The sequence below is a fragment of the Pyruvatibacter sp. HU-CL02332 genome, from assembly GCF_040362765.1.
Classification (GTDB): Bacteria; Pseudomonadota; Alphaproteobacteria; order CGMCC-115125; family CGMCC-115125; genus Pyruvatibacter.
The window spans coordinates 1782828-1806113 of record NZ_BAABWK010000001.1; the positions used below are offsets into that span (position 1 = coordinate 1782828).

Here is a 23286-nt window from a genome sequence, read left to right on the forward strand (position 1 = left end):
ATGAACGCGATCCTCGATAAAACCGCACAGGGCAAGATCAACTGGGAAGCCACCTGGATCGGGCGGTTCAACAAGGCACGCACATCGCCAATCAATCAGCGGCGCTGGCGGAATTTCAGAGCAAACTCCCGCGGCTACTGGGCACTATGGTTCTTTGGCGTTCTATTCGTCGTAAGCCTGTTTGCCGAGTTCATCGCTAACGACAAACCGTTGCTCGTCACATTTGAAGGCGGCGTCTACATGCCGGTTTTTGTGGCCTATCCCGAAACCGACTTCGGTGGGGACTTTGCAACAGAGGCTGACTATCGCGACCCCTTCGTGCAGGAGCTGATTGAGGACGCAGGCGGCACAATCATCTGGCCGCTCATCCCCTATAGCTACGACACCATCAATCTTGATCTGCCTGTGCCCGCGCCCGCGCCCCCCAGTGCTGAAAACTGGCTGGGTACGGATGATCAGGGGCGCGATGTGGTAGCGCGCGTCATCTATGGCTTCCGGATTTCCGTGTTGTTTGGGCTGATCCTCACCATCTTTGCGTCCATCATTGGCGTCGCGGTGGGCGCCGTGCAGGGGTATTTCGGCGGCTGGATAGATCTGATCGGCCAGCGTCTGATCGAGATATGGAGCTCGGTACCCTCGCTCTATCTCATCATCATCATCGCCGCCGTCATTGAGCCAACCTTCTGGATATTGCTGGGTATCCTGCTGCTGTTCCAATGGGTGGCGTTGGTGGGTGTGGTGCGTGCGGAGTTCCTGCGGGGCCGAAACCTTGAATATGTGCGCGCAGCCCGGGCACTTGGCCTGCGCAACGTGGCCATCATCTTCAAGCACGTATTGCCCAATGCCATGGTGGCAACGCTCACCTTCCTGCCGTTCATTCTCAACTCGTCGATAACAGCCCTGACCGCGCTCGACTTCCTGGGCTTCGGCCTGCCGCCGGGGTCTCCCTCGCTGGGCGAGCTGCTGGCACAGGGCAAAAACAATCTGCAGGCCCCGTGGCTTGGCTTCACCGGCTTTATTGTCATTGCCACCATGTTGAGCCTGCTCGTGTTTGTTGGTGAAGCCGTCCGTGATGCCTTTGATCCAAGAAAGACACTGCAATGAGTGGTGCTGATCAAAAGCTCGTTGAGGTCAAAGATCTCTCTGTTGTCTTTACCCAGGACGGCAACGAGACGCTGGCGGTCGACAAAATCTCTTTCGATCTTGCTGAAGGCGAGACGCTCGCCCTTGTTGGCGAGTCCGGGTCAGGCAAGTCTGTATCAGCTCTGTCCTTGATGCAGCTGCTGCCTTATCCCGCAGCGTCTCATCCGTCAGGGTCGATCAAATATCGTGGTGAAGAGGTTATGGGTGCGGACGAACGCACCTTGATGGGCATTCGCGGCAACGAGATCTCGATGATCTTTCAGGAGCCGATGACCTCCCTCAATCCGCTGCACACCATCGAGAGGCAGGTGGGTGAAGTGCTCGCTGTCCATCGCGGCTTGCGTGCCGAGGCCGCACGCAAACGCGTGCTCGAACTGCTCAACAAGGTCGGCCTGCAAAACGCCGAGTCCCGCTTGGGCGCCTATCCGCATGAATTGTCAGGCGGGCAACGTCAGCGCGTGATGATTGCCATGGCGCTGGCCAATGAGCCGCGCCTGTTGATTGCTGATGAGCCGACAACCGCTCTTGATGTAACCGTTCAGGCGCAGATCCTCAAACTGCTCAAGAGCCTGAGCCAGGAAATGGGCATGGCCATGCTGCTCATCACCCATGACCTTGGCATTGTTCGAAAAATGGCTGACCGCGTGTGTGTCATGAACAAGGGGCATATCGTCGAGGAAGGCGAGACAGCCGGTCTGTTTGATGACCCGCAGCATGAATACACCCGCCATCTATTGGGCAGTGAGCCCAAGGGCAAACCGCTGACCGCGCGGGCTGATGCACCTGAGATCATGTCCACGGACGATCTCAAGGTGTGGTTCCCGATCAAAAAAGGTGTGCTGAAACGCACGGTCGACCACGTGAAAGCCGTAGACGGTATTTCTCTCACCGTGCGGCGAGGGCATACGGTGGGCGTGGTGGGTGAATCCGGGTCCGGCAAGACCACCCTCGGCCTTGGCTTGTTGCGGCTCATCGACTCGGACGGACCCATTGTCTTCATGGGTCAGCACATCGAAGACGACAGCTGGTCCGAATTGCGCAGTCGCCGCGCTGACATGCAGATCGTTTTTCAGGATCCGTTCGGGTCTCTCAGTCCGCGCCTGTCAGTGGCGCAGATCGTGGAAGAGGGGCTGCTCGTCCACGGTACCGATCTGAATTATGACGCACGGCGTAAACGCGTCGCGGAAGCGCTGGTCGAGGTCGGCCTTGATCCGGAAACCATGGATCGATACCCCCATGAGTTCTCCGGCGGCCAGCGCCAGCGCATTGCCATCGCGCGGGCCATGGCGTTGAAGCCCGACTTTGTCGTGCTGGATGAGCCCACCAGTGCGCTGGACATGTCAGTGCAGGCGCAGATTGTCGATCTGCTGCGGGACCTTCAGCAAAAGCACGATCTTGCCTATCTCTTCATCAGCCACGACCTCAAAGTCGTACGGGCGCTGGCGGACGAAGTCATCGTCATGCGCAATGGCAAGGTGGTTGAGCAGGGGTCGTCAGATCAGATTTTTGATGATCCGCAGACGGACTACACCAAGGCCTTGATGGCGGCAGCCTTCGATCTTGAGACAGCGCCTGAAGGTGTTGTGGCGAGCTAACGCGACAGGGCTGCCAACCGCTTTACGGATGTAACAGGGCCGTCCGTTTGGGCGATCCGGGCAATCGCAGGTTCCACGGCCTCTTCGACGGTCTTCATATGCGTTGCATTGGCATGCAGCAGCGTCGCGCCATCTGCCATGATGCCTACATGCCCCTTCCAGAACAGCAGGTCCCCACGCTTCAGCGGCTCGCTATCAGGCATAGTTGTGCCAAGCGCAGCCTCCTGCATATCGGTATCCCGTGGGCAGGTGATGCCGGCGGCCTCCAATGCGCATTGCACAAGGCCCGAGCAATCCAGTCCCAGGCTTGATCTGCCGCCCCATAAATAGGGTGTTTCCAAGAACTGCTCGGCGATTGAAACATAGTCCGGTGCGAAGATGTCGGTGGCTGATATGTGATCGCTGAAGACGTGTCCGCCGCCCGCAAGCGCACTGAAGCGCCCCTGTGTCCCCGTAACAACAAGCGGCGAGTTGAGCGACAGCCAGCTGTTCATGGGCGATTTGAGGTCTGGTTCGCTATAGATGAAGCTGCGCAGGGCCGAGACACGATGGGTCGGTGTCGGTGTGCCTGTCTCAAGAGCGGCAAGGGATACGTAGCCGACATAGGCATCACGCTGTGACTGAACCCATGCAAACCCGTCTGCCTCGTCAAATACCAAGACGCTTTCCCCGTGGAGCAGTTCCGTGTCGCGCGGCCCATCCACTTCCGGGCGGCGGCGCAAAGCTGTGACGGGTGCAGTCACATGTGCAGGCCGTCCTGATGCAAAGCGGGTCGCTTCTACCTGGCCCTTGAGGACATCAGCCGCCAGATCATCTCGAAAGACATTGAGACGGGGATCAAGAGCAGGACGCAGGGAGGCCATTAGATATCCTTGGCGTGTTTGGCAATCAGCTCGGCGAACTCTGAAAGATAAACGGATCCCTTTACCGTTCGCTGAACAAGCACGTTGCGCCGGTCATTTTCATCGCGCTTGCGCTTGAGCAGATCAATCCGTCCCATGGCGTCCAATGCACGCGTGATGGCCGGCTTGGAGATATTGAGACCCTCTGACAGTCCCCGCACCGTATGGGGCGGTGGCGACAGGTAGACGGTCAGCAAAATTGCCATCTGGCGTGAAGACAGATCAGGGCCATCATCGCGGACCGTATCGGTCACAACGTCATGCCACAGCTTCAAAGCTTCAACGGATTTGAGATCCATTGCGCCGCACGCCCCCTTTTCGGCTGTCGGGCTTGCGTGAAATCGGTCCCCCAAGACCGGGCGCTAGCGCTCAACATGGTTAATGGTAGCGCTCAGGCGCCTCGCACTGCAACCGCCTACGAAATGATTTTGACGCGAGCCTGGTCAGCCGTATCGCTTGGTCAGCAGATGGTAGAGGGCGCGCACGGCCTGAATGTCGCCACCAACCGGACGGCCCGGACGTGGTTTGGCGTTCCACCCATAGATGTCAAAATGCACATAGGACGTGGTTTCGGTCACAAACCGGTTGAGGAACAAAGCCGCGGTGATACACCCGGCGAACGGGCCGTCTGAGATGTGATTCACGTCTGCAATCTTGCTATCCAGCCAGCTGTCATATGGTGCCCAAAGCGGCAGGCGCCATACGGGGTCATGAGCCGTAGTAGCGGCGTCTTCCAGCTCGGCGGCAAGGGCATCGTCCTTGGTGAAGAAGGGCGGCAGCTCGGGCCCAAGAGCAACGCGTGCCGCACCGGTCAGTGTGGCAAAATCAATCAGCAGTTCCGGTGTTTCGGTGTCAGCTTCAGCCAGGGCATCGCCCAACACCAGCCGGCCTTCAGCGTCCGTATTGCCGATTTCAACAGTCAGCCCCTTGCGGCTTTGCAAAATGTCGCTGGGCCGGAAGGCATTGCCGGCTACAGAATTTTCAACGGCGCCGATCAGAACCCGCAATCGGACATCAAGGCCGCGCTCCATGATCATTTGCGCCAGACCAAGTGCCGCCGCCGCGCCACCCATGTCCTTCTTCATCAGCGCCATGAAGTTGCCAGGCTTGAGGTTCAACCCACCCGTATCAAAGCAGACACCCTTGCCCACCAGCGTAATCTTTGGTGCGTCATTGCGGCCCCATGTGAGGTCAATGAGGCGAGGCGCGCGGTCACTGGCGCGACCGACAGCATGCACCATGGGGTAGTTGTCGCGCAGCAGGTCGTCACCTGTGATGACGGACAGACGGGTGTCGAAGCGGTGATGCAGCTTCTCTGCTGCCGCCTCCAGCTCTGCCGGGCCCATATCGGCAGCCGGGGTATTAATGAGGTCGCGGCCCAGAAAGATTCCCCTGGCAATTCGCGATACGTCCTGGCAGTCCACGCCTGTCGGCACCACCATGCGGACTTTGGGTGCGTCGTCCTTGCTGCCGGATTTGTAGCGATTGAATGCATAGGTGCCCAATGCAAACCCGAGCAGGGCAACCGATGCGTCTTCCGGCGTTGGATCAAACATATAGTCACCGGGCTGAAGTTTTCCGGCGAGGCCCCCATAGACGAACGGGTCGCTCTCATCGCCCAACCCGAACAGGATGCGCTCAATGGCACCTTCGGCGTTTGGCAATGCCAGTGTCTCGCCGGCTTTCGCTTTGAAACCCTGTGCTTTTGCCCATGCTGCATGCCCGGGGCTTGCAGTTTCAATCCACGCACTCAGGGCGCCAGCGGAAACAGGGGTCACAGGAGTGGCGGGGCCGGCATCAATAAAAACATCAAGCATGGGTCAGTCGGGGTCCAATCTGGGGATCATCGTGTGTTGCCTTGGGAGTAGAAGGCGACACCGCTATATGGCACGGTCTTACAGGCCAATGGAATATGCGCTGTCATTACTGTGAGGCACCAAAATGCACACACCACCCCTTCAACTCGTCATCGGTGACAAGAACTGGTCATCCTGGAGCTTGCGCCCATGGTTGGCCATGAAAGTGGCCGGGCTGGATTTCGAAGAAGTTGACGTGTCGCTGCGTCAGGGTGCCGAAACCAAGGCTCAGTGCCTGTCTCACTCGCCAGCTGGAAAAGTCCCCGTCCTCAAATGGGCGGATGAAACCATTTGGGACTCTCTGGCCATTCTTGAAACCCTGGCTGACCGTCTGCCAGACGCACGTTTATGGCCTGATGACGCACAGGCACGCGCCCATGGGCGCGCCATCTCGGCGGAAATGCACTCGGGCTTCACTGCACTGCGCCGAGATATGCCGATGGATTGCACACACCACAGGTCCGGTGAAGGCATGAACGACGCGGTGGCGGAGGACATCAGCCGCATCATCGCAATCTGGACCGAGGCGCGCGGGCGCTTTGGAGAGGCGGGAGGGGGCCCCTATCTGCTTGGGACATTTTCCATTGCTGATGCCATGTATGCCCCTGTGGTATCGCGGCTTGAAACCTATGCGCCCGACCTGGTGGCACTTGGCGACCGCGATGGCACCGCGCGGGCTTACATGGAAACCATCAACTCCATGCCAGAAATGCGCGAATGGGTGTTGGGCGCCCGCGCCCAGATGGGACGATAGCCAGCGGCGGCTCGGCCGTCCTTAAGGCGTAAGGCGCAAATCCATCGGTCATGATTAACAGTTTCTTGAGGGCTGTTTGCGACCATGTTCCCCAATGGAAATGGTTCACGCCGGCCCCCGGGCTGGCAACCATGCTTTCGTATGGAAATGTGGAAGAGAGTTCCCGTGAAACTGCGTCCGAGTTCCGCACTGGATACATTGTCATCGCAGCGCCTGCGCCGCGTCATCGCTGCTTGCGCTGTTGCAGCGCTCGTTGCTGGCTGTCAGACGACAGGCGCTGGGTCCAAATCCGGCCCAGACCTTGATACACGTCTCAAGGATGCTGACGTCATGTCTGAGGTAAACGGCAATGTTGTCGCCAAGGCAGCCTATTGGGGCGGTCTTTACGAACAGGACCCCCGCAACGCTGAGGCGGCGGCTGAATATGCATCTGCCTTGCGTGCCATTGGGTCTATGCCTGCAGCGCTCGATGTTTTGACCCGCGCCGGCTCACTGACACCGGATGATCCACGCATTTTGGCCGAATATGGCAAAACACTTACAGCGGCAGGTCGCGCTGCAGACGCCATGCCGGTTTTTGAGCAGGCCTTGAGTTTTGATCCGCGCAACTGGCGCACACTGGCAGCACAGGGTGTTGCCTATGATCAGCTGAGCCAGCACGACGACGCCCGCGCAAGCTACCGTGCCGCAATTTCTGCAGCACCAAACGAACCAACACCGTGGAACAATCTCGCACTGTCCTATGCGTTGACCGATGATCTGGAAGACGCAGAACTTGCCATGCGTGAGGCCATGTCGAAACCAAAGGCCACGGCAAAGATGCGTCAGAACCTTGCTCTCGTGCTTGGCCTGCGCGGTGAGTACACAGATGCTGAACGCCTCGCCCGCGCCGAGATGGCGCCCGAGCCTGTGGATGGCAACCTTCAGGAACTGCGCACAATCGTGACCCAGCCTGCTCTGTGGGCCCGTGAAGCAAACGCTGACAACAACCCGGTCATCATCGAGTAGACACCCGGCGCTGATATGCGCTGCAATACAAAAGGCCTGCAGGAAATCCCTGCAGGCCTTTTGTATTTGTATGGATGAATGAGGCCGGGGAGTGGACCCAATAAGCGCGGTTAGCTCATTGTGAAGCGGATAACTGCCGGGCCGAGGATCACAACAAAGAGCACAGGCAGGAAGAACAGGATCATCGGCACTGTGAGCTTGGGAGGCAGGGCCGCCGCACGCTTTTCGGCGGCTGCCATCCGAATGTTCCGGTTCTCCTCCGCCATGACACGCAGAGCCTGACCCAGAGGCGTACCGTAACGCTCTGCCTGTATCAGGCTGGTCGTAACTGCTTTCACACCAGGCAGGCCAGTACGTTTGCCGAGGTTTTCATACGCCTGGCGGCGGTCCTGCAGATAGGACAGTTCAGCGGTTGTGAGCGCCAGCTCTTCTGCCAGCTCAACAGATTGCACGCCAACTTCTGCGGCCACCTTGTTGAAAGCGGCTTCAACGGACATGCCGGATTCAACACAGATCAACAGCAGGTCAAGTGCATCCGGAAACGACTGTTGAATGGTCGCCTGACGGCGCGTGATGATGTTCTGCAGGAAGACATTGGGAAGATAGAAGCCGACAAAGCCCGCCATGGCTGACATGCCCAGCTTGCCCAGCATGGGCGTGGACAGATCGAGCACAAAGAAAATGTAGAACGCTGCCACGCAGAACACGATAGGCGGCATGGCAATGCGGAAGAACAGGAACGTGTAAATGGGCCCCTGCCCACGGAAGCCCGCCATCTTGATCTTCATCTGAAGATCTTCATCTTCCAGCAGCTTGCGCAGGTTGAGCTTGTCCACGAGCCGCTTGGAAAAGCCCTTGGGTTGCGCGCGAAGCGAGGCGCGTTTTGCCCCGTCGCGTTCTGCAATTTCTGCGCGCAGTTTGCTGCGCAGTTCCTCGCGCTCGGTGGCCACATACTTCATGCGCGAGGAGAGCGTGTCCTGCGACAGATAGGGCAATCCGATTGTAATGATCGTCGCAAAGGCAGCCACGGCCGCGAGAAGCATGGCCATAGTCTGCGGATTGGTAACGATGTCTACAAAAGCCATGAACATGGCGTGGCATTCCCCGAAATCTTCAAATCATCAGTAGTCGAACGTAATCATCTTCTTCATGACCAGGATGCCACACAGCATCCAAAGTGCGCCGCCAATCAGCATGGCCTGACCCATGCGTTCTTCGAACAGCAGATTGATGTAGTCAGGCGTCGTAATGTAAACGAGCGTCATCACACCGGGCGGCAGGACGCCGATAATGGCTGCCGACGATTTGGCTTCCTGGCTCATGGCGGTGATCTTGCCCTGCAGAACCTTGCGGTCGCGTAGCACCTTGGACAGATTGCCAAGTGCTTCAGACAGATTGCCGCCGGTCTTTTGCTGAATGGAGATCACAATCTGGAAGAACCGCAGGTCCGCAAGCGGAACGCGTTCGGTCATTTTTTCCAGACCTTGTTCAAGGGTGATGCCGATCCGTTGACCCTCAACAAGTTCCTTGAACTCCTCGCGCACCGGGCCCTGTGCTTCTGTGGAAATAATCGTAATGCAGTCATGCAGCGGCAGGCCGGCCTTGAGGCCGCGGACGATCACATCCACTGCATTGGCGAATTCTTCTGTGAACTGCTTGAGGCGCCGGGTCTTGAGATAGCCCAGCAACCAGCGCGGAAAGCCGAAGCCGGCTGCAAAACCTGCAAGCAGGCCGATCAACGGCGGCTGTCCACTCAACATCAGCAGGCCGGCGACCACGAGCCCACCTGTCGCGCCCAGCAGCGTAAAGTTACGTGGGGAGACATCCAGACCCGCCTGCTCAATGCGGGCACGCATGGTCACAGTCTTCTTGCGCGCGGCCTGAGCCTCATCGAGTTCCTTGAGAGTATCCTGCACCTGCTTGCGGCGCTCGGCATTGGGATCAACCGAACTACCGCGGCCGGCCCCACGGCCGCGCTTGGCGCCCGCAGCTACTGTCATGCGTTTGTTGGACTGACTGCGCTTTTCCAAAGCGGGCACAATCGCGGCATAGGCGACGCCGCCTATGCCAAGCACACCCATGAAAACCGTTGCAATGAAAACCAGTTGGGCATCGAACATGCGTTGTGCCCCCTAGGCCTCAGCTTCTTCAAGCGCTGCAACAAGTTGACCTTCAAGGCCGTAATAGCGCGCACGCTCCCAGAAATTGGGTCGGGCAATGCCGGTGGACTTATGTGTGCCGTTGATGTTGCCGTTGGCGTCTTCGCCGTCCATCTCATAGACGAAGAGATCCTGGGTGATGATGACATCACCTTCCATGCCGGTCACTTCAGTGATGTGCGTGATGCGACGTGAGCCATCGCGCAGGCGGGCAGCCTGAATGATGACGTCGATGGATCCGGAGATCATTTCGCGGATGGTACGCGACGGCAGCGAAAAGCCGCCCATCGTGATCATGCTTTCAAGGCGCGACATGGCTTCACGCGGTGTATTGGCGTGGAGCGTGCCCATCGACCCGTCATGGCCCGTGTTCATGGCCTGAAGGAGATCAAAGGCCTCCGGGCCACGCACTTCGCCCACGATAATCCGTTCCGGGCGCATACGCAGGCAGTTACGCACGAGGTCGCGCATGGTGATTTCGCCGGAGCCTTCCAGGTTCGGCGGCCGTGTTTCGAGGCGCACCACATGGGGCTGCTGCAGCTGAAGTTCAGCGGCGTCTTCACAGGTGATGACGCGTTCATCTTCTTCAATGAATGCCGTCATTGTGTTGAGAAGCGTTGTCTTGCCTGAACCGGTACCGCCCGAGATCAGCACATTACATCGGCACTTGCCGATGATGCTTAGTACGCGTGCGCCTTCCGCAGAGATTGACCCGAATTTCTCAAGGTCCTCCATCCGCAGCTTGTCTTTTTTAAACTTACGAATGGTCAGGCTTGGACCATCGATGGCCAAAGGCGGCGCGATAACGTTGACACGACTGCCGTCCGGCAGGCGGGCGTCACATATGGGGCTTGATTCATCCACGCGCCGGCCAACCTGGCTCACAATGCGCTGGCAGATGTTCATGAGCTGAGAGTTGTCGCGGAACTTAACGCCAGTTGCCTGGGTCTTGCCGTTGACTTCAATGAAAACGTCAGCTGCACCATTGACCATGATGTCAGCGATGTCGTCGCGCGCCAGGAGCGGTTCAAGCGGACCATAGCCGAGCACGTCGTTGCAGATGTCCTGCAGCAGTTCTTCCTGCTCGGAGATCGACATGACAACGCTTTTGATCGAAATGATCTCGTTGACGATGTCGCGAATTTCTTCGCGGGCACTTGCCCCGTCCAGTTGTGCAAGCTGCGTCAGGTCGATGGTATCGATCAGCGCATTAAAGATGGTCGTCTTGATCTGGTAGTAGTCAGCCGAGCGTTCCTGAGATCGCACAGGCTTGGGAGCGGCAGCTGCTGCGGGCTTGGGCGCAGGCTTGGGCGCAGCAACAGGCTTTGGGGCAGCGGCCTTTGGCGCAGCCGGCTTCGGTGCCACAGGCGCTGCCTGGGGCGTGGACGGCGGCGGTGATCCTTCGCTATCGCGACGGCCAAACATCCTGCATTACCCTTTTTTACCAAGCAGCCGCGCGAGCAAAGACCCGCTCGGTTTGCTGGAAGCTGAAATCTGTCGTCCTGAAACCGCGGAAGCGAGATGGCGCATGCCCTGCGCTGTTTTACTCCGCGCATCAATTTCCTCGATCATCTGACCGTTATTGGCAGCTTCCCCAAACAGGGCCGCATCAAACGGCAGGACCAGCGCAGGATCCATCTCAAGTGCATCTGCAAAATCCTTGACCGGAATTTCCGGGCGCTTGGCAATGCCAACCTGATTGATCACCAGATGAGGTGACACATCATTTGGTCGCGCTGTCTTCAAGGTATCGAGCAGGTTTTTGGTATTGCGAAGGCTGGCAAGATCAGGCGTTGCTGTCACAACAATCTCATCGGCCTCAAGCAAAAGTTTGCGTGTCCACGGTCCCCACACATGTGGGAGATCAAGAATGACGCACGGCACTGTGTGTCGCACAACATCAAGCACTAGCTCATAGGTCTCCTCATCAATCGCGTAGTCACGATCAAGAGTGGCAGGTGCCGCAAACAGGCTTAGGTGTTCCGTGCAGCGAACCAGAAGCCGTTCCAGAAGCACGTCATCCAGCCGTTCCGGTGCGTACAAGGCATCAGCTACGCCCTGAGCAGGGTCCTGATTGAAATCAAGACCACCGGTACCAAACGCAAGGTCAAGGTCAACGACCGTGACATCTTCGTTCATGTGTTCGGAGATGCACCAGCCGGCATTGTGAGCCAAGGTGCTGGAGCCTGCGCCGCCACGTGCACCAACAAACGCGATCGTGCGTCCAAGCGGTGGTGCTTCAGGGTCGGCATAGAGCGTCGAAATGCTCTCGACAATCTGCAGCGGGTTAAGTGGTGCCACGAGATAGTCGTTCACGCCTTTGCGAATGAGCTCGCGGTAGAGCGTGATGTCATTTGCATGACCAACCACAACAATGCGTGTGCCTGCATCACAGACTTCCGCCAGCTTATCCAGAGACCCCAGAATCTGTGAGCCGCCAAGCTGGCTTTCCACAATGATGAGGCCGGGCGTAGGCGTATCCACATAATGCGATACGGCTGCTGCAATGCCACCCATGTGGACGGTGAGATGGGCCTTTGCCAGACGCCGGTCCTGGGCAGCACGTTGCAGCGAAACACCAACGTCCGGCGTTTCGCAGAACGCCTGAATGGTTACGCGCGGCACTGGCCGAATGATCTGGCCATCACCAGCTTCTGGTGCCTCGTAAGGCTCCATGGGCACAGGCTGTGGCGCAGTCATTTCCTGATCATCAGGAAAAGGCGGCATCTGCGGATCTATCTGATGGGCTTCGCTCATCTGTCTCAAGCTCAGTTCTCGTTGACCTGACTGGATGCGCCGGATTCTTCCTCTGCGCGTTCAGTCTGAGTTGTTTCACCGGCGCGATAGCGCTCAAGCACGACGTCGCGGCGCTGGGCGTCCGACGGTGCAACGCCGCGTGGAGCGACGAGGTCACCTGGATCAGCCACCATGACCGCCAAATTGTTTTGTGATGCACACCCGAAGTTCGCGGAGCGGGTGTTGCGTGGATTGTAGGCCATGTCTTCGGACCAGTTTCCGCATGGAGAGGGCGTGGCCACATATTGTGTGAAGGACAGGATCAAAGGCGCGTCAGACGCAGCACCTGATGCACGATAATGGCTCAGACGAAGACGGTTGGTGCCAACAGCCATGCCATCAAGCAGCGTTTCCACTTCAGCCGCAGCGCGAGATGCCGCACCGCGATTGGGTGCACCGGTTGGAATGGACATGACCATGGGTCCGTTGCCGCGGCTGCGGTAGTGAAGCGCGAATGACTTGAGGCGCCCGATGTCATCATCGGTCAGAGAGGTCGAGTCCGGTGCCACATGCACCATCAACGACGCTGCCTGCGTATCCACAGTGATGGGATGCGTCTGTTTGACCGAGGCCGCTTGCAGCGGACCATTCTGACCAAAGCCGCCGCACGCACCAAGGCTCAGTGCCAGGGCAGCAACGGCGAGAACAGGAAGGCGGAACATCTTACGCATTGCCGCATCACTCCATAATGAAACCGACAGGGCCCTGAAGCTGTTCCTTCAGGTCCTTCTTGCCGGCGCTCTTGGTGCCATTGAGGCGACCAAGAAGAATGGTTTCCAGATCACTTGCCGGTACATGCTCGTCGGTGGGCAGCACGAAATCGCTCTCGTGCTTGGGATCCACCAGATACGGGGTCACGATGACAACCAGCTCGGTCTCTGCATTGAGATAGTCACGTGACCGGAACAGGGACCCGAGAATGGGAATGTCCTTGGCACCGGGTACGCCGTCGATGTTCTGACGGGTTGATTCCTGCAACAGGCCGGCGAGGGCAAGCGATCCACCAGATGGCAGCTCAACAGCCGTTTCAGCGCGACGTACGCGCAGGGCCGGGATGGTAATGCCGTTCAACTGTGAGGTCGTACCGTCGGAGTTTGTGACAGTGCCACCCTGAACCACGAAGGAACCTTCAGAAGACAGCTCACTAACCTCGGTTGAAATCTTGAGACTGATACGGCCCTCAGAAAGCACAACCGGCGTGAAGGAGAGGCCAACACCAAAGGGCTTGAACTCGATACGCACATTGCCGCTGTTGTCGCGATCAGATGGAACGGGGAATTCGCCACCAACAAGGAAGTTGGCGCTTTCACCCGTGATGGCCGTCAGTGTCGGTTCGGCAAGCGTGCGCAAAAGGCCATTGCGTTCCAGGGCGCGCAGGGCGCCGTCCACGTAGGAGCCAGCTGAATCGTTGAAAGAGATACCGCTTGATTGCGGGAACACGGTGCCGCCCGCAGTTGAGGGGCGCACTGATGTCGGCGCAGACGTCAGGCCACCCAGCGCACGACCCTGAACGGAGAACGCGTTGTTGGTCTGAAGGCGCAGGGCAAGGTCACCAATGGATGAGATGGAGGACAGATCGATGCCCAGTTGCTTGATCAGGGTCCGCTGCATTTCAGCAATCGTGACCTTGAGCATGACCTGCTCTTTGCCATCGATTGAAAGCATGTTGAGCACTTTTTCGTCGTCGCCGACGAACCGCGCCGCAATCTCGCGTGCCTTGCTGGAGGCAGCCGCGTTGGGCACAACGCCGGTCAGCATCAGATTGTCATTGATCGGTTCAACGCTGATCCGTGCATCAGGAAGGTGACGGCCCAGCATGCCAAGCAGCGAGTCGATGTCGCGCTCTACCCGAATTTCAAGATTGAGAACCTGGCGGCCTGCTGCATCAAAGAAGAAGGCGTTGGTTTCACCAACTTCCATGCCCAGCAGATAAGTCCGCCGCGCGCTGCGGACGATGGCATCCGCAATTTCAGGGTTGGCGATCAGAACGTCGGACGCATCAACCGGCAGTTCAACCACGGCTGACTTGTTGAGCCCAAGGCTCAAGACCTGACTGTTGGCACTGGCCCCGCCCGGATCGACCTTGACCACCGGGCTGCCTTCTTCGCCACCGAGCAGCTGCGCGGCCCGCGTGGGAGCAGCAGCCGGGCCGGCTGTCAGCATGAACGCAATGAATGCTGCAACAAACGCGTTGCGCAGCATTTCAAACCGGTCCATGCGGTTGGATGAGGGGGAAAGGCGCATCAATTCACTCATTGGCCTGTCCTTGGTAGCTCAAGCGACTGAACGCCATAGCGCACGACAGTGACAGCGGAGCCGCGGCGCGCCTGTGTGTTACGATTCTTGCCAAGGACGCCCGTATCCACCGGGCCGCCGGTGGCGGTATCTTCAAGGCTGCGCAGGGACAACCACAGATCGCCCATAGCCTGCGAGCGGGCGAGTGTTTCAGCCTGCTTGGGTGTCAGCTCAAGCGTAGCCGTCTTGCCGACAGCGATCTTCTCGCCTGTGTCGTCGTTTGTTTCACCGAATGCCTGGTCGATCGCCAGCACCCGAACATTCGCCAGCACAGTGTCGCTGACAACAATGGAGTCGCGACCTGTATCATTGCGTGATTCATGGGTGACGATGACGTCTACCCGGTCACCGGGAAGAATGAACCCGCCAGCGCCGGTCTCAGGCGAGATCGCAACCGACACGGCGCGCATCCCTTTGCCAAGCCGCGCCGCCATAAAGCCCGCGGATGTAGTGTCGATGACCTTGCCGTTGGTAATCGGCTCACCCTGCATCATGGCAGAACGGACAAGCGCTCCCTGCATGCCGATCATGGCATCGGGTGTCTGATCCTTGACCACATATCCAGAAGCCAGTGCCTCCGTCGGCCATGTCTGCCAGCGCATGTCGCCCGGCGTTACCTTTGCGCCAACCTGCAGGTCGCGGGCAGCAACAAGAACTTCGTCCGTCACGATCTGTGGTTCAGGTGCCTGCACCTGCTGCACATCCGTGCCGACAAAAGACGACGCAAGCCATGCAGCAGCGGCAGCTGCCAGCACGGCAAGAATGAGAACGGCGATGCGGGCAACGGACATTAGCCGGGCTTTCGCGATGTGCGCATAAGTAAGCGCGTTGTGGGGTGCGGGAACGCGCGCGAACGCAATGCGGGCTCCTGCATGGGGGTATCAAACCGGGAATTCGTCAATTCGCGGTTAACCGTGTTGGTCAAATGCAATGCTGAAGCAGCAAAAGGAGGGTGGGACAGGTGGGTCATGCAGCACCTGCAATCCAGGCACTTTGTCCAAACACCAGCAGGCCGCCTGCAGCAAGCGCCAGCCCATAGGGCACGCCTTCCTTGGGGTCATGCAGGCGCATCAGCCAACCCTGGGCCGCCAGAGGTGCCGGCATCGGCAGTTTGCGGAAGGACAAAAGAGCAAGCGTCAGGAAGCCGCCGAGAACTGTGGAAATCAGCGCGAAACCAAGAATGTGATAGGGGCCGAGCCAAAGTGCAGTTGCTGCAAAAAACTTGGCATCGCCGCCGCCAATCCAGCCGGTTGCAAACAGCCCCATGCAAATAATGAGAGCGCCAAAGCCTACAGCCACGTGCAGGCCCAGTGTCTCAAGCGGCATAGCCGTGCCGGCCGCCGCAATGGGAAAGGCCATGGCCAGTGTGCCCGTCAGCCAGTTTGGAATGCGCATGCTTGCTGCATCAGATGCGGCAGCCGCAATCATCAAGGCAGGAAAAACGCCAACAACAGCCCATTGCAAAAGCGAATAGGCCGGCAGCGTGGCAAGATCTGGCATCATTTCGTGAGGCTCCGACATCAGCGTTGAGCCCATTAAGCCCGCCAAGCCGTAAACCCCGGGTAAACCTTAAAATGTGAGCCAATCTGTCCGCATTCCTGATCCTGAAAGCTCTGGCATGCAGACAAAGAAAAAGGCCGCCGGGAAAACCCGGCGGCCTCGATCTTTTCCAGCGAAAACGCCGGGAAAATGAAGTGGCTTACTTCATTTCGTCAGAAACACTGCCGAACGTCGTGCCGATGTTCGTGCCCAGTGTGTTGACGGCCGTGATGATCGCAACAGCGATACCGGCAGCAATAAGACCATATTCGATGGCCGTGGCGCCGGATTCATCACCGGCAAAACGCTTCATAAAATGGCTCATAAAAGCCTCCTCTGGATCAATCCAAGTTGTCGCGACTGTGTCGAAACAGCCCCTAAAAAGACGTTGGCAGTCGGGACAGGCCACCAAATCGCCTGTAGTGCAAAATAAGGGGAGGCGCTTACTCGTGTATTAATTGGATATGTAAAACCAAGTGCTTTCAGAAAAAAATCGGATGGCACAGTAAAATCACAAGTCTAGATAAGTATTCGACTAAAAGTAGAAGTGATTATGTATTCTTGGGACTGTGTCAGCTTACTTGGCATGTGCAGTTTGGTTAACAAATTGCTGATGTGCAGGAACTGTAAATGGCGAAGTGTGCTCTATTTTTGGGAGGTAGCTGCGGTAGAGGCCAATGTCCGCAGCTTTTCTGCATCAAGAATGCAAAGGCCTGGATAGCGCCGTTCCACACAGCCGGATTTGACCAGGCTGGCGAGACTTGCAGCGACTTCTGCCTCGCTCAGGCCCGTCCAGTCCGCAAGTTCTCTGTGGCGGGGCAAGCGGGAGATAAGCAGGCCGTCGTCCATCTTGGAATCGGCTTCCGCCATGCGCAGCAATTCTGAGTACAGCATATGGCTGCTGCCGCTGGCCTCTCCGGGCGTGCGGGGGGCTTGCGTCATGGTATCGCGCGCATGGGCACGCATCAGCTCCAGGGCGATCACCGGATGTGCCTCGATCAACATGCAAAAGGCCGAAGCGGGCAGAAACGATACTTCCGTGCTGCTGAGGGCTACGGCAGAAAGCTTCGGTGTTTCTCCGGTAAGCGCCTCAAGGTGACCAAACACGCCCCCATCAGTCACATCGAAAAAGGCGACGTCTCCGTGGCGGTCTGGCGGAAGAGACACCCGCACCGCACCGTGAGTCACAAAAGCAACGCTTGTTTCACCGGCACCGGGGCCACCAACAATATCCCCTGCCGAATAGGAGATGAAACGGCTTGCTTTGGCAGCATTATCCCTGTCCTCACGCATCAATCCGCCGAGGCAGGTGACAGAAGACAGCGACCCTGTGTGCTCAGGTAAGAGGGCGGCCTTGGTGTGCATCTGGCGGCGATGTGCAGTTGGCATAGGTTTGGCCCGCAAGTGAATTGAATATGGAGGCTGTGGTGAAACAGCCCAGCGCCCCTGTTTGTAGGGCTGTGCGGCTAAGGCTGGGCTAAGGACCCTTTGAAAGGCTTAGACAAATCAGGTGTAAAGGTGGGCCAAAGCTGAACAGCTCCCTTTGGGGTTTCTTCACCATTTCAAGCGAGGCTGGCGGTCAGGATTTGAAGACCTTTGTTTGGACCGACCTGGGAGCGCCCCATGCGCGAAACACTTATTGCCCCCGCCAAGGATGCATTGACTGCAGCTAAGCAGGCGGCACGGGCCGCGTGCATCGCTGCGGCGATCCCGGCTGTTCTGGCATCCATCCCCGTGCACTCGGCCCAGGCCGGCGGCATGTACGAGATGGTGTCCCACGACTTCAAGGTCGGCATTGATCAGGCAAAGATGCTGCGCATCGAAGGCGCCGCAGCCATTGTTGCTGTGGGTAACCCATCCATCGCCGACGCGATTCTGCAGGGTCCCGACATGCTGCTGTTGATCGGCCGCACATATGGAGCAACCAATGTTCTGGTGTTTGATCACGACGGCAATGAAACAGCCTCGCTGATTGTGAATGTGGTCGATGCCGCACCGCGCCTCCTGACGCTCCATCGGGGCAACGCGCAGGCAAGCTACAATTGCGCTCCCCACTGTCAGCCTGTGCTGCGTATCGGCGATGACGAGACCGTAACAGAGCGGATCACGACGCAGAGTGGCAACAAGATGGGCCTGGCGACAGAAGGCGCCGAGGCAACAGCGCAGGGGTCCAGCGAAGAGTAAGCCGCACTAGCCACTTTGGTTATGTGAATAGAAAAACCCCGGCACATGTGCCGGGGTTTTTGTTTGTCGCAGTAGGTCGAAGCCAGCTGAAGGGTATGTCCTACTTGGCCAACCGCAGATTGCTGAGGTCATAGGCAATGGCCTGGAACGCTTCGCGCAGCTGCTCGTTGCTCGGGCTATCGAAATAGAGCTCTGGCTCTGTCGCGCACTCACGGAACACGTCTTCAAGCGTTGGCGAGTTGAGCTGGAAGGTGATGGTGTAGATGCGTACGCCCTGATCCTTAATCCGGGTGCACATTTCCTCGACCTTCTTGTCTACCTTGCCGCGCGCGGTGCCAATGTCATTGGTGCCAAGGCGCTGTTTGCCGATATAGCCAAAGCTTGTGTAGTCGGATTTATTGAACGTGCTCTGGCTCACAATCTCGTTGTTGCCATCTGTCAGCAGGATCAAGGCCTTCTGCACATCAGGATCTGTGAAGCTGCGGCCTTCGGTGAAGGGCGCACCGGGCGACAGAACACGCCAGCCCCATGCAAGACCTTCAGCAATGTTGGTGCCCGAATTGTACCAGGGTTCCATGGCACGCACTTCGTTGACCAACGTCGCTTTGGAGTTCGTCAAGGGGACAAGCGGGCGAGCACAACTCTTGTTGGGGCCTTTGGTGCTGGACGGGATTTCATCGACCGACACATTGTAGCCCATGTATTTCGCGCCATTCTTTTGGCGCTTCTTCTTCTTCCCGCTAATGCGGTCGTCCGCATAGTCGTTGTGCGCATTGTCTTCTGTATCGGGTTCGTCCGGCCAGAAGTAGGGAACAAACAGCGTGTTGGCATTGGTCTTTGTCGGTGCTGTGTCGAGCGTGTCATAAGGTTCAGGGCGCATCTCCACGCAACCTTTCCAGGTTGCGTTCTTTATCCCGTTAAACAGCTCAAAGTGGTTGGTTGGCCCCTTGTTGGGATCAAAGTTCTCGCCGTGATACTTGGAGTTTCCATCCACATCCATCCAGTTCATGTCGAAGCCATCGGCTTTGATGTTCACTGACGTGACAAACGGAACGAGTGACATGCGCAGCAGTTCAGGCGTGTCCTGATCACCAAACAAAATGGTCACGAGGTCTTCTGAAGCTGTCCGCAGAGCGCCGATTTTCCCGTTCCACGCCATGGAGCCGGTATTATCGAGGACCATGGCGATCTCCAGCGCCTTCGACTCGCGTACCACAGTGATTTCACTGCCAACGGTCAATTTGTCGAAACCGACAACACTCATAATCGTGGTAGGGAGTTCGGCTGTTGCCGCCAATGTCACGCTGCTGTCGCCTGGTGTCAGCAACAGTTTGCCAGGAACACCGACTTCCTTGTCATTGTAGTTTGCGTCGAAAAAACTCTGCGCCACAGCAAGCATTTGTTCAGTCGTCGCTGCTGGAGAGGCACCAACAGCAAGGCCTGCGGCATCAAGTGCCCGTTCCAGCCGCTGCTGCACAATAAAGGCACGGTTCAAATCAACAGCGGCGCCTGCAGCAGCCGTCAGGGGGAGCAGCGACAGGGCGAAGATCATCGCAAGGTTGCCACGCTGATCCGCTGCGAAGTCCGTTGCGAACTTTCGCACCAGAAGAGATGTTGCGATGTCGCGAATGCCCGTGGAAAGGGAAACCCGGCAAGCGCGTGCAAAATGGAAAATGGTGTGACGCATCTGTTTTCCGCCGATGCTCCTTGGACCGGGTTGCCCCGATGGATCGTCTGGCCAGACCACAATCGGCAAGCCGGACATAGGCCACCCCTGACCTCAATTAGGTTTTCAAGATAATGCCGGGGTGATGAAGCGGACCTTAAGAAAACTGGTTACCAGAGCGTGAAGACAACGCTTCGTTTTGTCATTTAGCGCTTGCCGGTTTGGTAACGTCAGCGCGCGTAAAACGTCCGCATGAAACCTGTTCGCACCATAACGCCGGTTCGGCTTTTTCTGCGCCGGTTTAACCGTGAAAATCGCGGTGCTGCGGCGGTGGAATTTGCACTGCTGGCGCTACCGTTTTTCGGCATGCTGTTCGCGATGCTGGAAGCAACGGCTGTGTTCTTTGCATCCGTCAGTCTGGAAACGGGCGCGGCTGAGGCTGCACGGCTTGTGCGGACCGGTCAGGTACAGCTTCAGGGTATGTCCAAGGAGCAGATCCGCAACAGAATCTGCGACGCCATGTTCATGGGGTGCGACGCGCGCATGCAACTCGATGTGAGGCGCTTCGATAGTTTCACCAGTGTCGATTTCACAGACCCACTCACTGCTGACGGTGACCTGCGGACCGACCTGCTGTTCCAGCCCGGCGCGCCTGGCGACATTGTTCTGGTGCGCGTTTTTTATGTGTGGAACATCGCCACGCCCATGATTGGCGACGCCATGTCGAATATGGCCGGTGGCCAAAGACTGATCGTGTCCAGTGCTGCTTTCCGCAACGAGCCGTTCAACAACGCGACATTGGGCGGGGGCAAATAGTCATGAGCATTTTGAAGCTCGCCCGAAACCTGAAGAACGACACCCGCGGCATGTCTGCTGTCGAGTTCGCACTTTTGCTGCCGGTTATGACCGTGATGTATCTGGGTGCCGTTGAGCTTTCATCCGGCCTCATTGCTCACAGGAAGGCAACAGCCGTCGCAAGCACGGCAGCAGATCTGGCCGCACAGGCCATGGCTTTGTCCAACGCTGACATGACCGACATCTTTGGCGCCTCAAAAGCTATTCTTGAACCGTTTGATTCAACCGGGATCAAGATTGTCCTGACCAGTGCCTCAGATCAGGGAACAGGATCAGTTCGCGTGGACTGGAGCGACGGCCACAACACCGCTGCTCACGCCAAGGGGTCTACGATCGAAGTGCCGAACAATCTCGTGTTCACCAATGGCAGCGTGATTATTGCCGAGGTTGAGTACACATACACCTCGACCATGGGGAAATACCTCACCGGTCCACGGGTGATGGAAGACACGTTCTATGCCCGTCCGCGCCGGACCCTTGTTGTGGCGCGTGTGCCCTAGGCCAGCGTAACGGCTCGCCGACCTCCAATCATATGTCCGGACAATGGCCAGGTGACCAGCCTTGGAGGCAGGTCGTTTGGCTGATGGTTTTCTTGTGTGCACAAAACCTGTTTAGCTAGGCTTCTGGCTCCAGCCGGGAGGAATGACCATGCAGGCAGAAAAATCGTACCGTTCATTTGGCGAACAGGCGCTCCACTACTTCATCCGTGATCACAACACTGTTCCGACTGGGTCTGTGTCATCCCCCGCAGACTGGCGCGGTGCTGACATGCGCACCCGGTCGGACGAATGGCTTGAGCTTCTGACCGCCGATGAGGTTGCCGAAGTGAAGGCGGCGGTGGACGCTCTGATTGCCCGCGATGTGCAAATGGACGACGTCACGCGCGAGAACTTCAGTTTGCCGACGCTCGCCTCGCGGATTGCATCCTGGCGCCAGGAGATTGAAACCGGCCGGGGGTTCGTTGCTGTGCGTGGATTGCCGGTCCTCGACTGGGGGGATGATTTTTCAGCGTATGCCTACTGGGGCATCGGCCATCATCTGGGTGTGCCCGGCGCGCAGAACCCTCAGGATGAACTGCTGGGCCATGTCACCAACTATGGTGAGGAAGGTGACAACGCCATCGTTCGCCGCTATCGCACATCCGGCAACATCGACTTCCACTGTGATGCGGCAGACGCGGTGGGCCTAATGTGCCTGCGTGCTGCCAAAAGCGGTGGCCAAAGTCGGATTGTCAGTTCGGTCGCCATTTTCAATGCACTGGTTGCTGAGCATCCCGACCTTGTCCAGCGCCTGTTTGAGCCATTTCAGCTCGACCGCCGCGACGAAGAGCGCGCAGGCGAGGCAAAACACGTCGACATTGCCCCCTGCCAGATGGGCCTGGATGGTGTGCTGCGCACTTTCTATCACTCAGAGTATTTCCGCTCAGCTGCGCGGCTGCCGGATGTCACCATCGACGATGCCGCAATGCGCATCATGGATTTTTATGATGAGAAGTGTCTCTCGCCGGAATTTCATCTGGATATGTGGCTGGAGCCCGGAGACATGCAGTTCATCTCCAACCACACCACTTTGCATTCGCGCACGGCCTATGAGGATTGGCCCGAGCCCGACCGTCGACGACACCTGCTTCGGCTATGGCTGTCCTTCGACGGGCGTTAACCCCGATTGTGGAGTGGTGTCACATGAATGCATCATGAATTGCCGGCACCTCAATCTGACTGCAAAGGAGGCAGTTAGAGGCGCATGGGGAAGTCCCGTGGCGATGCAATACGACGCGCCGGCACATGATCATTCTGATGGGAAGCTGGAGCGGGCGCGACCTTGTTAACCAAGGTGAATGGCGGAGAGACAGGGATTCGAACCCTGGAGACGGTTACCCGCCTACACGCTTTCCAAGCGTGCGCCTTCGACCACTCGGCCACCTCTCCGTCAACTCACGTCACCTGAGTGACATGTGAGCAGGGGGGATAGCCCATCGAACCCCATGCATCAAGGGACTTTTGGGCCCCAACTCGCCCAAACACCCGCAAAACTGAAGGCTGTTTACACTTGCGTAAGTAGGGTGAGTGCGGTTTGACTATGCACAACGTGTTTTTTGCAGGATATCGCTGCAGGTGCGACGTGACGCTTGGGCATGGGGATGCCCCTGATTGTGTTTCACGAAGCGCTGTGTATCCGCGTTTGGCCAATATTGGGGGGCCTTTAACAATGGTAATTTTTCGTTTGCTCGGTCTGGTGCTCATTGCAGGCGCCTTGATGGTTTTCGGCGCAGATGTTCTGCGATCACTTGAATCCGGTGAAGTCGGCATCAACTCGTTTGCCGAAGTCTGGGCGCTGCTTGATGGCCGCCTTGGCGCGACAACGCTGGACAACTTCAAAGCATGGGCCGAAGTGACCCTGCCACCTGCGGCATGGGATCCGGGCGTAGTGTCAGTTCTCAGCTATCCCGCATGGGCTGTTCTGGGCGTGCTGGGCATTATCATTGCCCTAATCTTCCGCCCCCGAAATGGTTAGCCGGTCCTAACACCGCCTTA

23 protein-coding genes and 1 tRNA gene are annotated in these 23286 nt (G+C 57.8%); 9 read left to right on the forward strand and 15 right to left on the reverse strand.

The genetic code is table 11. The features are described from left to right. Entirely contained in the window at positions 1–1104 is a 1104-nt protein-coding gene (locus tag ABXH05_RS08435) for an ABC transporter permease (protein ID WP_353560623.1), read from the forward strand. Next, positions 1101–2738 (forward strand): ABC transporter ATP-binding protein, encoded by a 1638-nt coding sequence (locus ABXH05_RS08440; RefSeq protein WP_353560624.1) that lies wholly within the window; start codon positions 1101–1103, stop codon positions 2736–2738. The genes ABXH05_RS08435 and ABXH05_RS08440 overlap by 4 nt, the downstream gene beginning before the upstream one ends. Here ABXH05_RS08440 and ABXH05_RS08445 read toward each other — a convergent pair. The 3 genes from ABXH05_RS08445 to ABXH05_RS08455 all read right to left on the reverse strand — a co-directional run bounded on the left by ABXH05_RS08445 (position 2735) and on the right by ABXH05_RS08455 (position 5457). Continuing rightward, positions 2735–3601 carry a C40 family peptidase gene (locus ABXH05_RS08445; protein WP_353560625.1) on the reverse strand — a complete coding sequence of 289 codons (867 nt, stop codon included), beginning with the start codon at positions 3599–3601 and terminating at the stop codon, positions 2735–2737. The genes ABXH05_RS08440 and ABXH05_RS08445 overlap by 4 nt on opposite strands. Continuing rightward, positions 3601–3939 (reverse strand): MarR family winged helix-turn-helix transcriptional regulator, encoded by a 339-nt coding sequence (locus tag ABXH05_RS08450; RefSeq protein WP_353560626.1) that lies wholly within the window; start codon positions 3937–3939, stop codon positions 3601–3603. Before ABXH05_RS08450 ends, ABXH05_RS08445 begins: the two co-directional genes overlap by 1 nt. Positions 3940–4083: 144 nt before the next feature. Next, positions 4084–5457 carry a leucyl aminopeptidase family protein gene (locus ABXH05_RS08455; protein ID WP_353560627.1) on the reverse strand — a complete coding sequence of 458 codons (1374 nt, stop codon included), beginning with the start codon at positions 5455–5457 and terminating at the stop codon, positions 4084–4086. A gap of 124 nt (positions 5458–5581) precedes the next feature. Here ABXH05_RS08455 and ABXH05_RS08460 point away from each other — a divergent pair, with 124 nt between their 5' ends. Together ABXH05_RS08460 and ABXH05_RS08465 are read left to right on the forward strand one after the other, a co-directional pair. Next, positions 5582–6250 carry a glutathione S-transferase family protein gene (locus tag ABXH05_RS08460; RefSeq protein ID WP_348136740.1) on the forward strand — a complete coding sequence of 223 codons (669 nt, stop codon included), beginning with the start codon at positions 5582–5584 and terminating at the stop codon, positions 6248–6250. A 165-nt stretch (positions 6251–6415) separates the two neighbouring features. Next, positions 6416–7258 (forward strand): tetratricopeptide repeat protein, encoded by an 843-nt coding sequence (locus ABXH05_RS08465; protein WP_353560628.1) that lies wholly within the window; start codon positions 6416–6418, stop codon positions 7256–7258. Between the two features lie 110 nt (positions 7259–7368). Here the strand turns inward: ABXH05_RS08465 and ABXH05_RS08470 are convergent, their stop codons facing one another. The 10 genes from ABXH05_RS08470 to ABXH05_RS08515 form a co-directional block, all read right to left on the reverse strand. After that, complete coding sequence (locus tag ABXH05_RS08470; RefSeq protein ID WP_353560629.1) at positions 7369–8343, reverse strand: type II secretion system F family protein; 975 nt, start codon at positions 8341–8343, stop codon at positions 7369–7371. Between the two features lie 36 nt (positions 8344–8379). Continuing rightward, on the reverse strand, positions 8380–9378 hold the full coding sequence (locus tag ABXH05_RS08475; protein WP_353560630.1) for a type II secretion system F family protein: 999 nt from the start codon (positions 9376–9378) through the stop codon (positions 8380–8382). 12 nt (positions 9379–9390) lie between these two features. Beyond that, positions 9391–10842 (reverse strand): TadA family conjugal transfer-associated ATPase, encoded by a 1452-nt coding sequence (locus tag ABXH05_RS08480; protein WP_353560631.1) that lies wholly within the window; start codon positions 10840–10842, stop codon positions 9391–9393. A gap of 6 nt (positions 10843–10848) precedes the next feature. After that, positions 10849–12174 carry a CpaE/TadZ family protein gene (locus ABXH05_RS08485; RefSeq protein WP_353560632.1) on the reverse strand — a complete coding sequence of 442 codons (1326 nt, stop codon included), beginning with the start codon at positions 12172–12174 and terminating at the stop codon, positions 10849–10851. A gap of 11 nt (positions 12175–12185) precedes the next feature. Next, positions 12186–12884 (reverse strand): CpaD family pilus assembly protein, encoded by a 699-nt coding sequence (locus ABXH05_RS08490; protein ID WP_353560633.1) that lies wholly within the window; start codon positions 12882–12884, stop codon positions 12186–12188. Between the two features lie 7 nt (positions 12885–12891). Next, positions 12892–14469: a type II and III secretion system protein family protein gene (locus ABXH05_RS08495; RefSeq protein ID WP_353560634.1), complete on the reverse strand. Its 1578-nt coding sequence runs from the start codon at positions 14467–14469 to the stop codon at positions 12892–12894. Then, positions 14466–15299 (reverse strand): Flp pilus assembly protein CpaB, encoded by an 834-nt coding sequence (gene cpaB, locus ABXH05_RS08500; RefSeq protein WP_353560635.1) that lies wholly within the window; start codon positions 15297–15299, stop codon positions 14466–14468. The genes ABXH05_RS08495 and cpaB overlap by 4 nt, the downstream gene beginning before the upstream one ends. Positions 15300–15474: 175 nt before the next feature. Continuing rightward, a complete protein-coding gene (locus tag ABXH05_RS08505) occupies positions 15475–16011 on the reverse strand; it encodes an A24 family peptidase (RefSeq protein WP_348136749.1) in 537 nt (178 codons plus the stop codon). Between the two features lie 196 nt (positions 16012–16207). After that, positions 16208–16372, reverse strand: a complete 165-nt coding sequence (locus ABXH05_RS08510; RefSeq protein WP_081826128.1) for a Flp family type IVb pilin — start codon at positions 16370–16372, stop codon at positions 16208–16210. A gap of 320 nt (positions 16373–16692) precedes the next feature. Beyond that, on the reverse strand, positions 16693–17436 hold the full coding sequence (locus tag ABXH05_RS08515; RefSeq protein ID WP_353560636.1) for a Crp/Fnr family transcriptional regulator: 744 nt from the start codon (positions 17434–17436) through the stop codon (positions 16693–16695). A gap of 234 nt (positions 17437–17670) precedes the next feature. Here ABXH05_RS08515 and ABXH05_RS08520 point away from each other — a divergent pair, with 234 nt between their 5' ends. Continuing rightward, positions 17671–18231: a pilus assembly protein N-terminal domain-containing protein gene (locus ABXH05_RS08520; protein ID WP_353560637.1), complete on the forward strand. Its 561-nt coding sequence runs from the start codon at positions 17671–17673 to the stop codon at positions 18229–18231. Positions 18232–18331: 100 nt separating this feature from the next. Here ABXH05_RS08520 and ABXH05_RS08525 read toward each other — a convergent pair whose 3' ends face one another. Beyond that, positions 18332–19918, reverse strand: a complete 1587-nt coding sequence (locus ABXH05_RS08525; protein ID WP_353560638.1) for a vWA domain-containing protein — start codon at positions 19916–19918, stop codon at positions 18332–18334. A 231-nt stretch (positions 19919–20149) separates the two neighbouring features. On the opposite strand from ABXH05_RS08525, the gene ABXH05_RS08530 reads away from it, so the two are divergent. The 3 genes from ABXH05_RS08530 to ABXH05_RS08540 all read left to right on the forward strand — a co-directional run bounded on the left by ABXH05_RS08530 (position 20150) and on the right by ABXH05_RS08540 (position 22411). Further along, positions 20150–20713 carry a TadE/TadG family type IV pilus assembly protein gene (locus ABXH05_RS08530; protein ID WP_353560639.1) on the forward strand — a complete coding sequence of 188 codons (564 nt, stop codon included), beginning with the start codon at positions 20150–20152 and terminating at the stop codon, positions 20711–20713. Between the two features lie 2 nt (positions 20714–20715). Then, on the forward strand, positions 20716–21252 hold the full coding sequence (locus tag ABXH05_RS08535) for a TadE/TadG family type IV pilus assembly protein (RefSeq protein ID WP_353560640.1): 537 nt from the start codon (positions 20716–20718) through the stop codon (positions 21250–21252). Positions 21253–21400: 148 nt separating this feature from the next. Then, on the forward strand, positions 21401–22411 hold the full coding sequence (locus ABXH05_RS08540; RefSeq protein ID WP_353560641.1) for a TauD/TfdA family dioxygenase: 1011 nt from the start codon (positions 21401–21403) through the stop codon (positions 22409–22411). 179 nt (positions 22412–22590) lie between these two features. On the opposite strand, the gene ABXH05_RS08545 is transcribed toward ABXH05_RS08540, so the two are convergent. Continuing rightward, positions 22591–22680, reverse strand: a tRNA-Ser gene (locus ABXH05_RS08545). A 280-nt stretch (positions 22681–22960) separates the two neighbouring features. Between ABXH05_RS08545 and ABXH05_RS08550 the strand changes: the two genes are divergently transcribed. Then, a complete protein-coding gene (locus tag ABXH05_RS08550; protein ID WP_353560642.1) occupies positions 22961–23266 on the forward strand; it encodes a hypothetical protein in 306 nt (101 codons plus the stop codon). Positions 23267–23286: the final 20 nt, after the last annotated feature.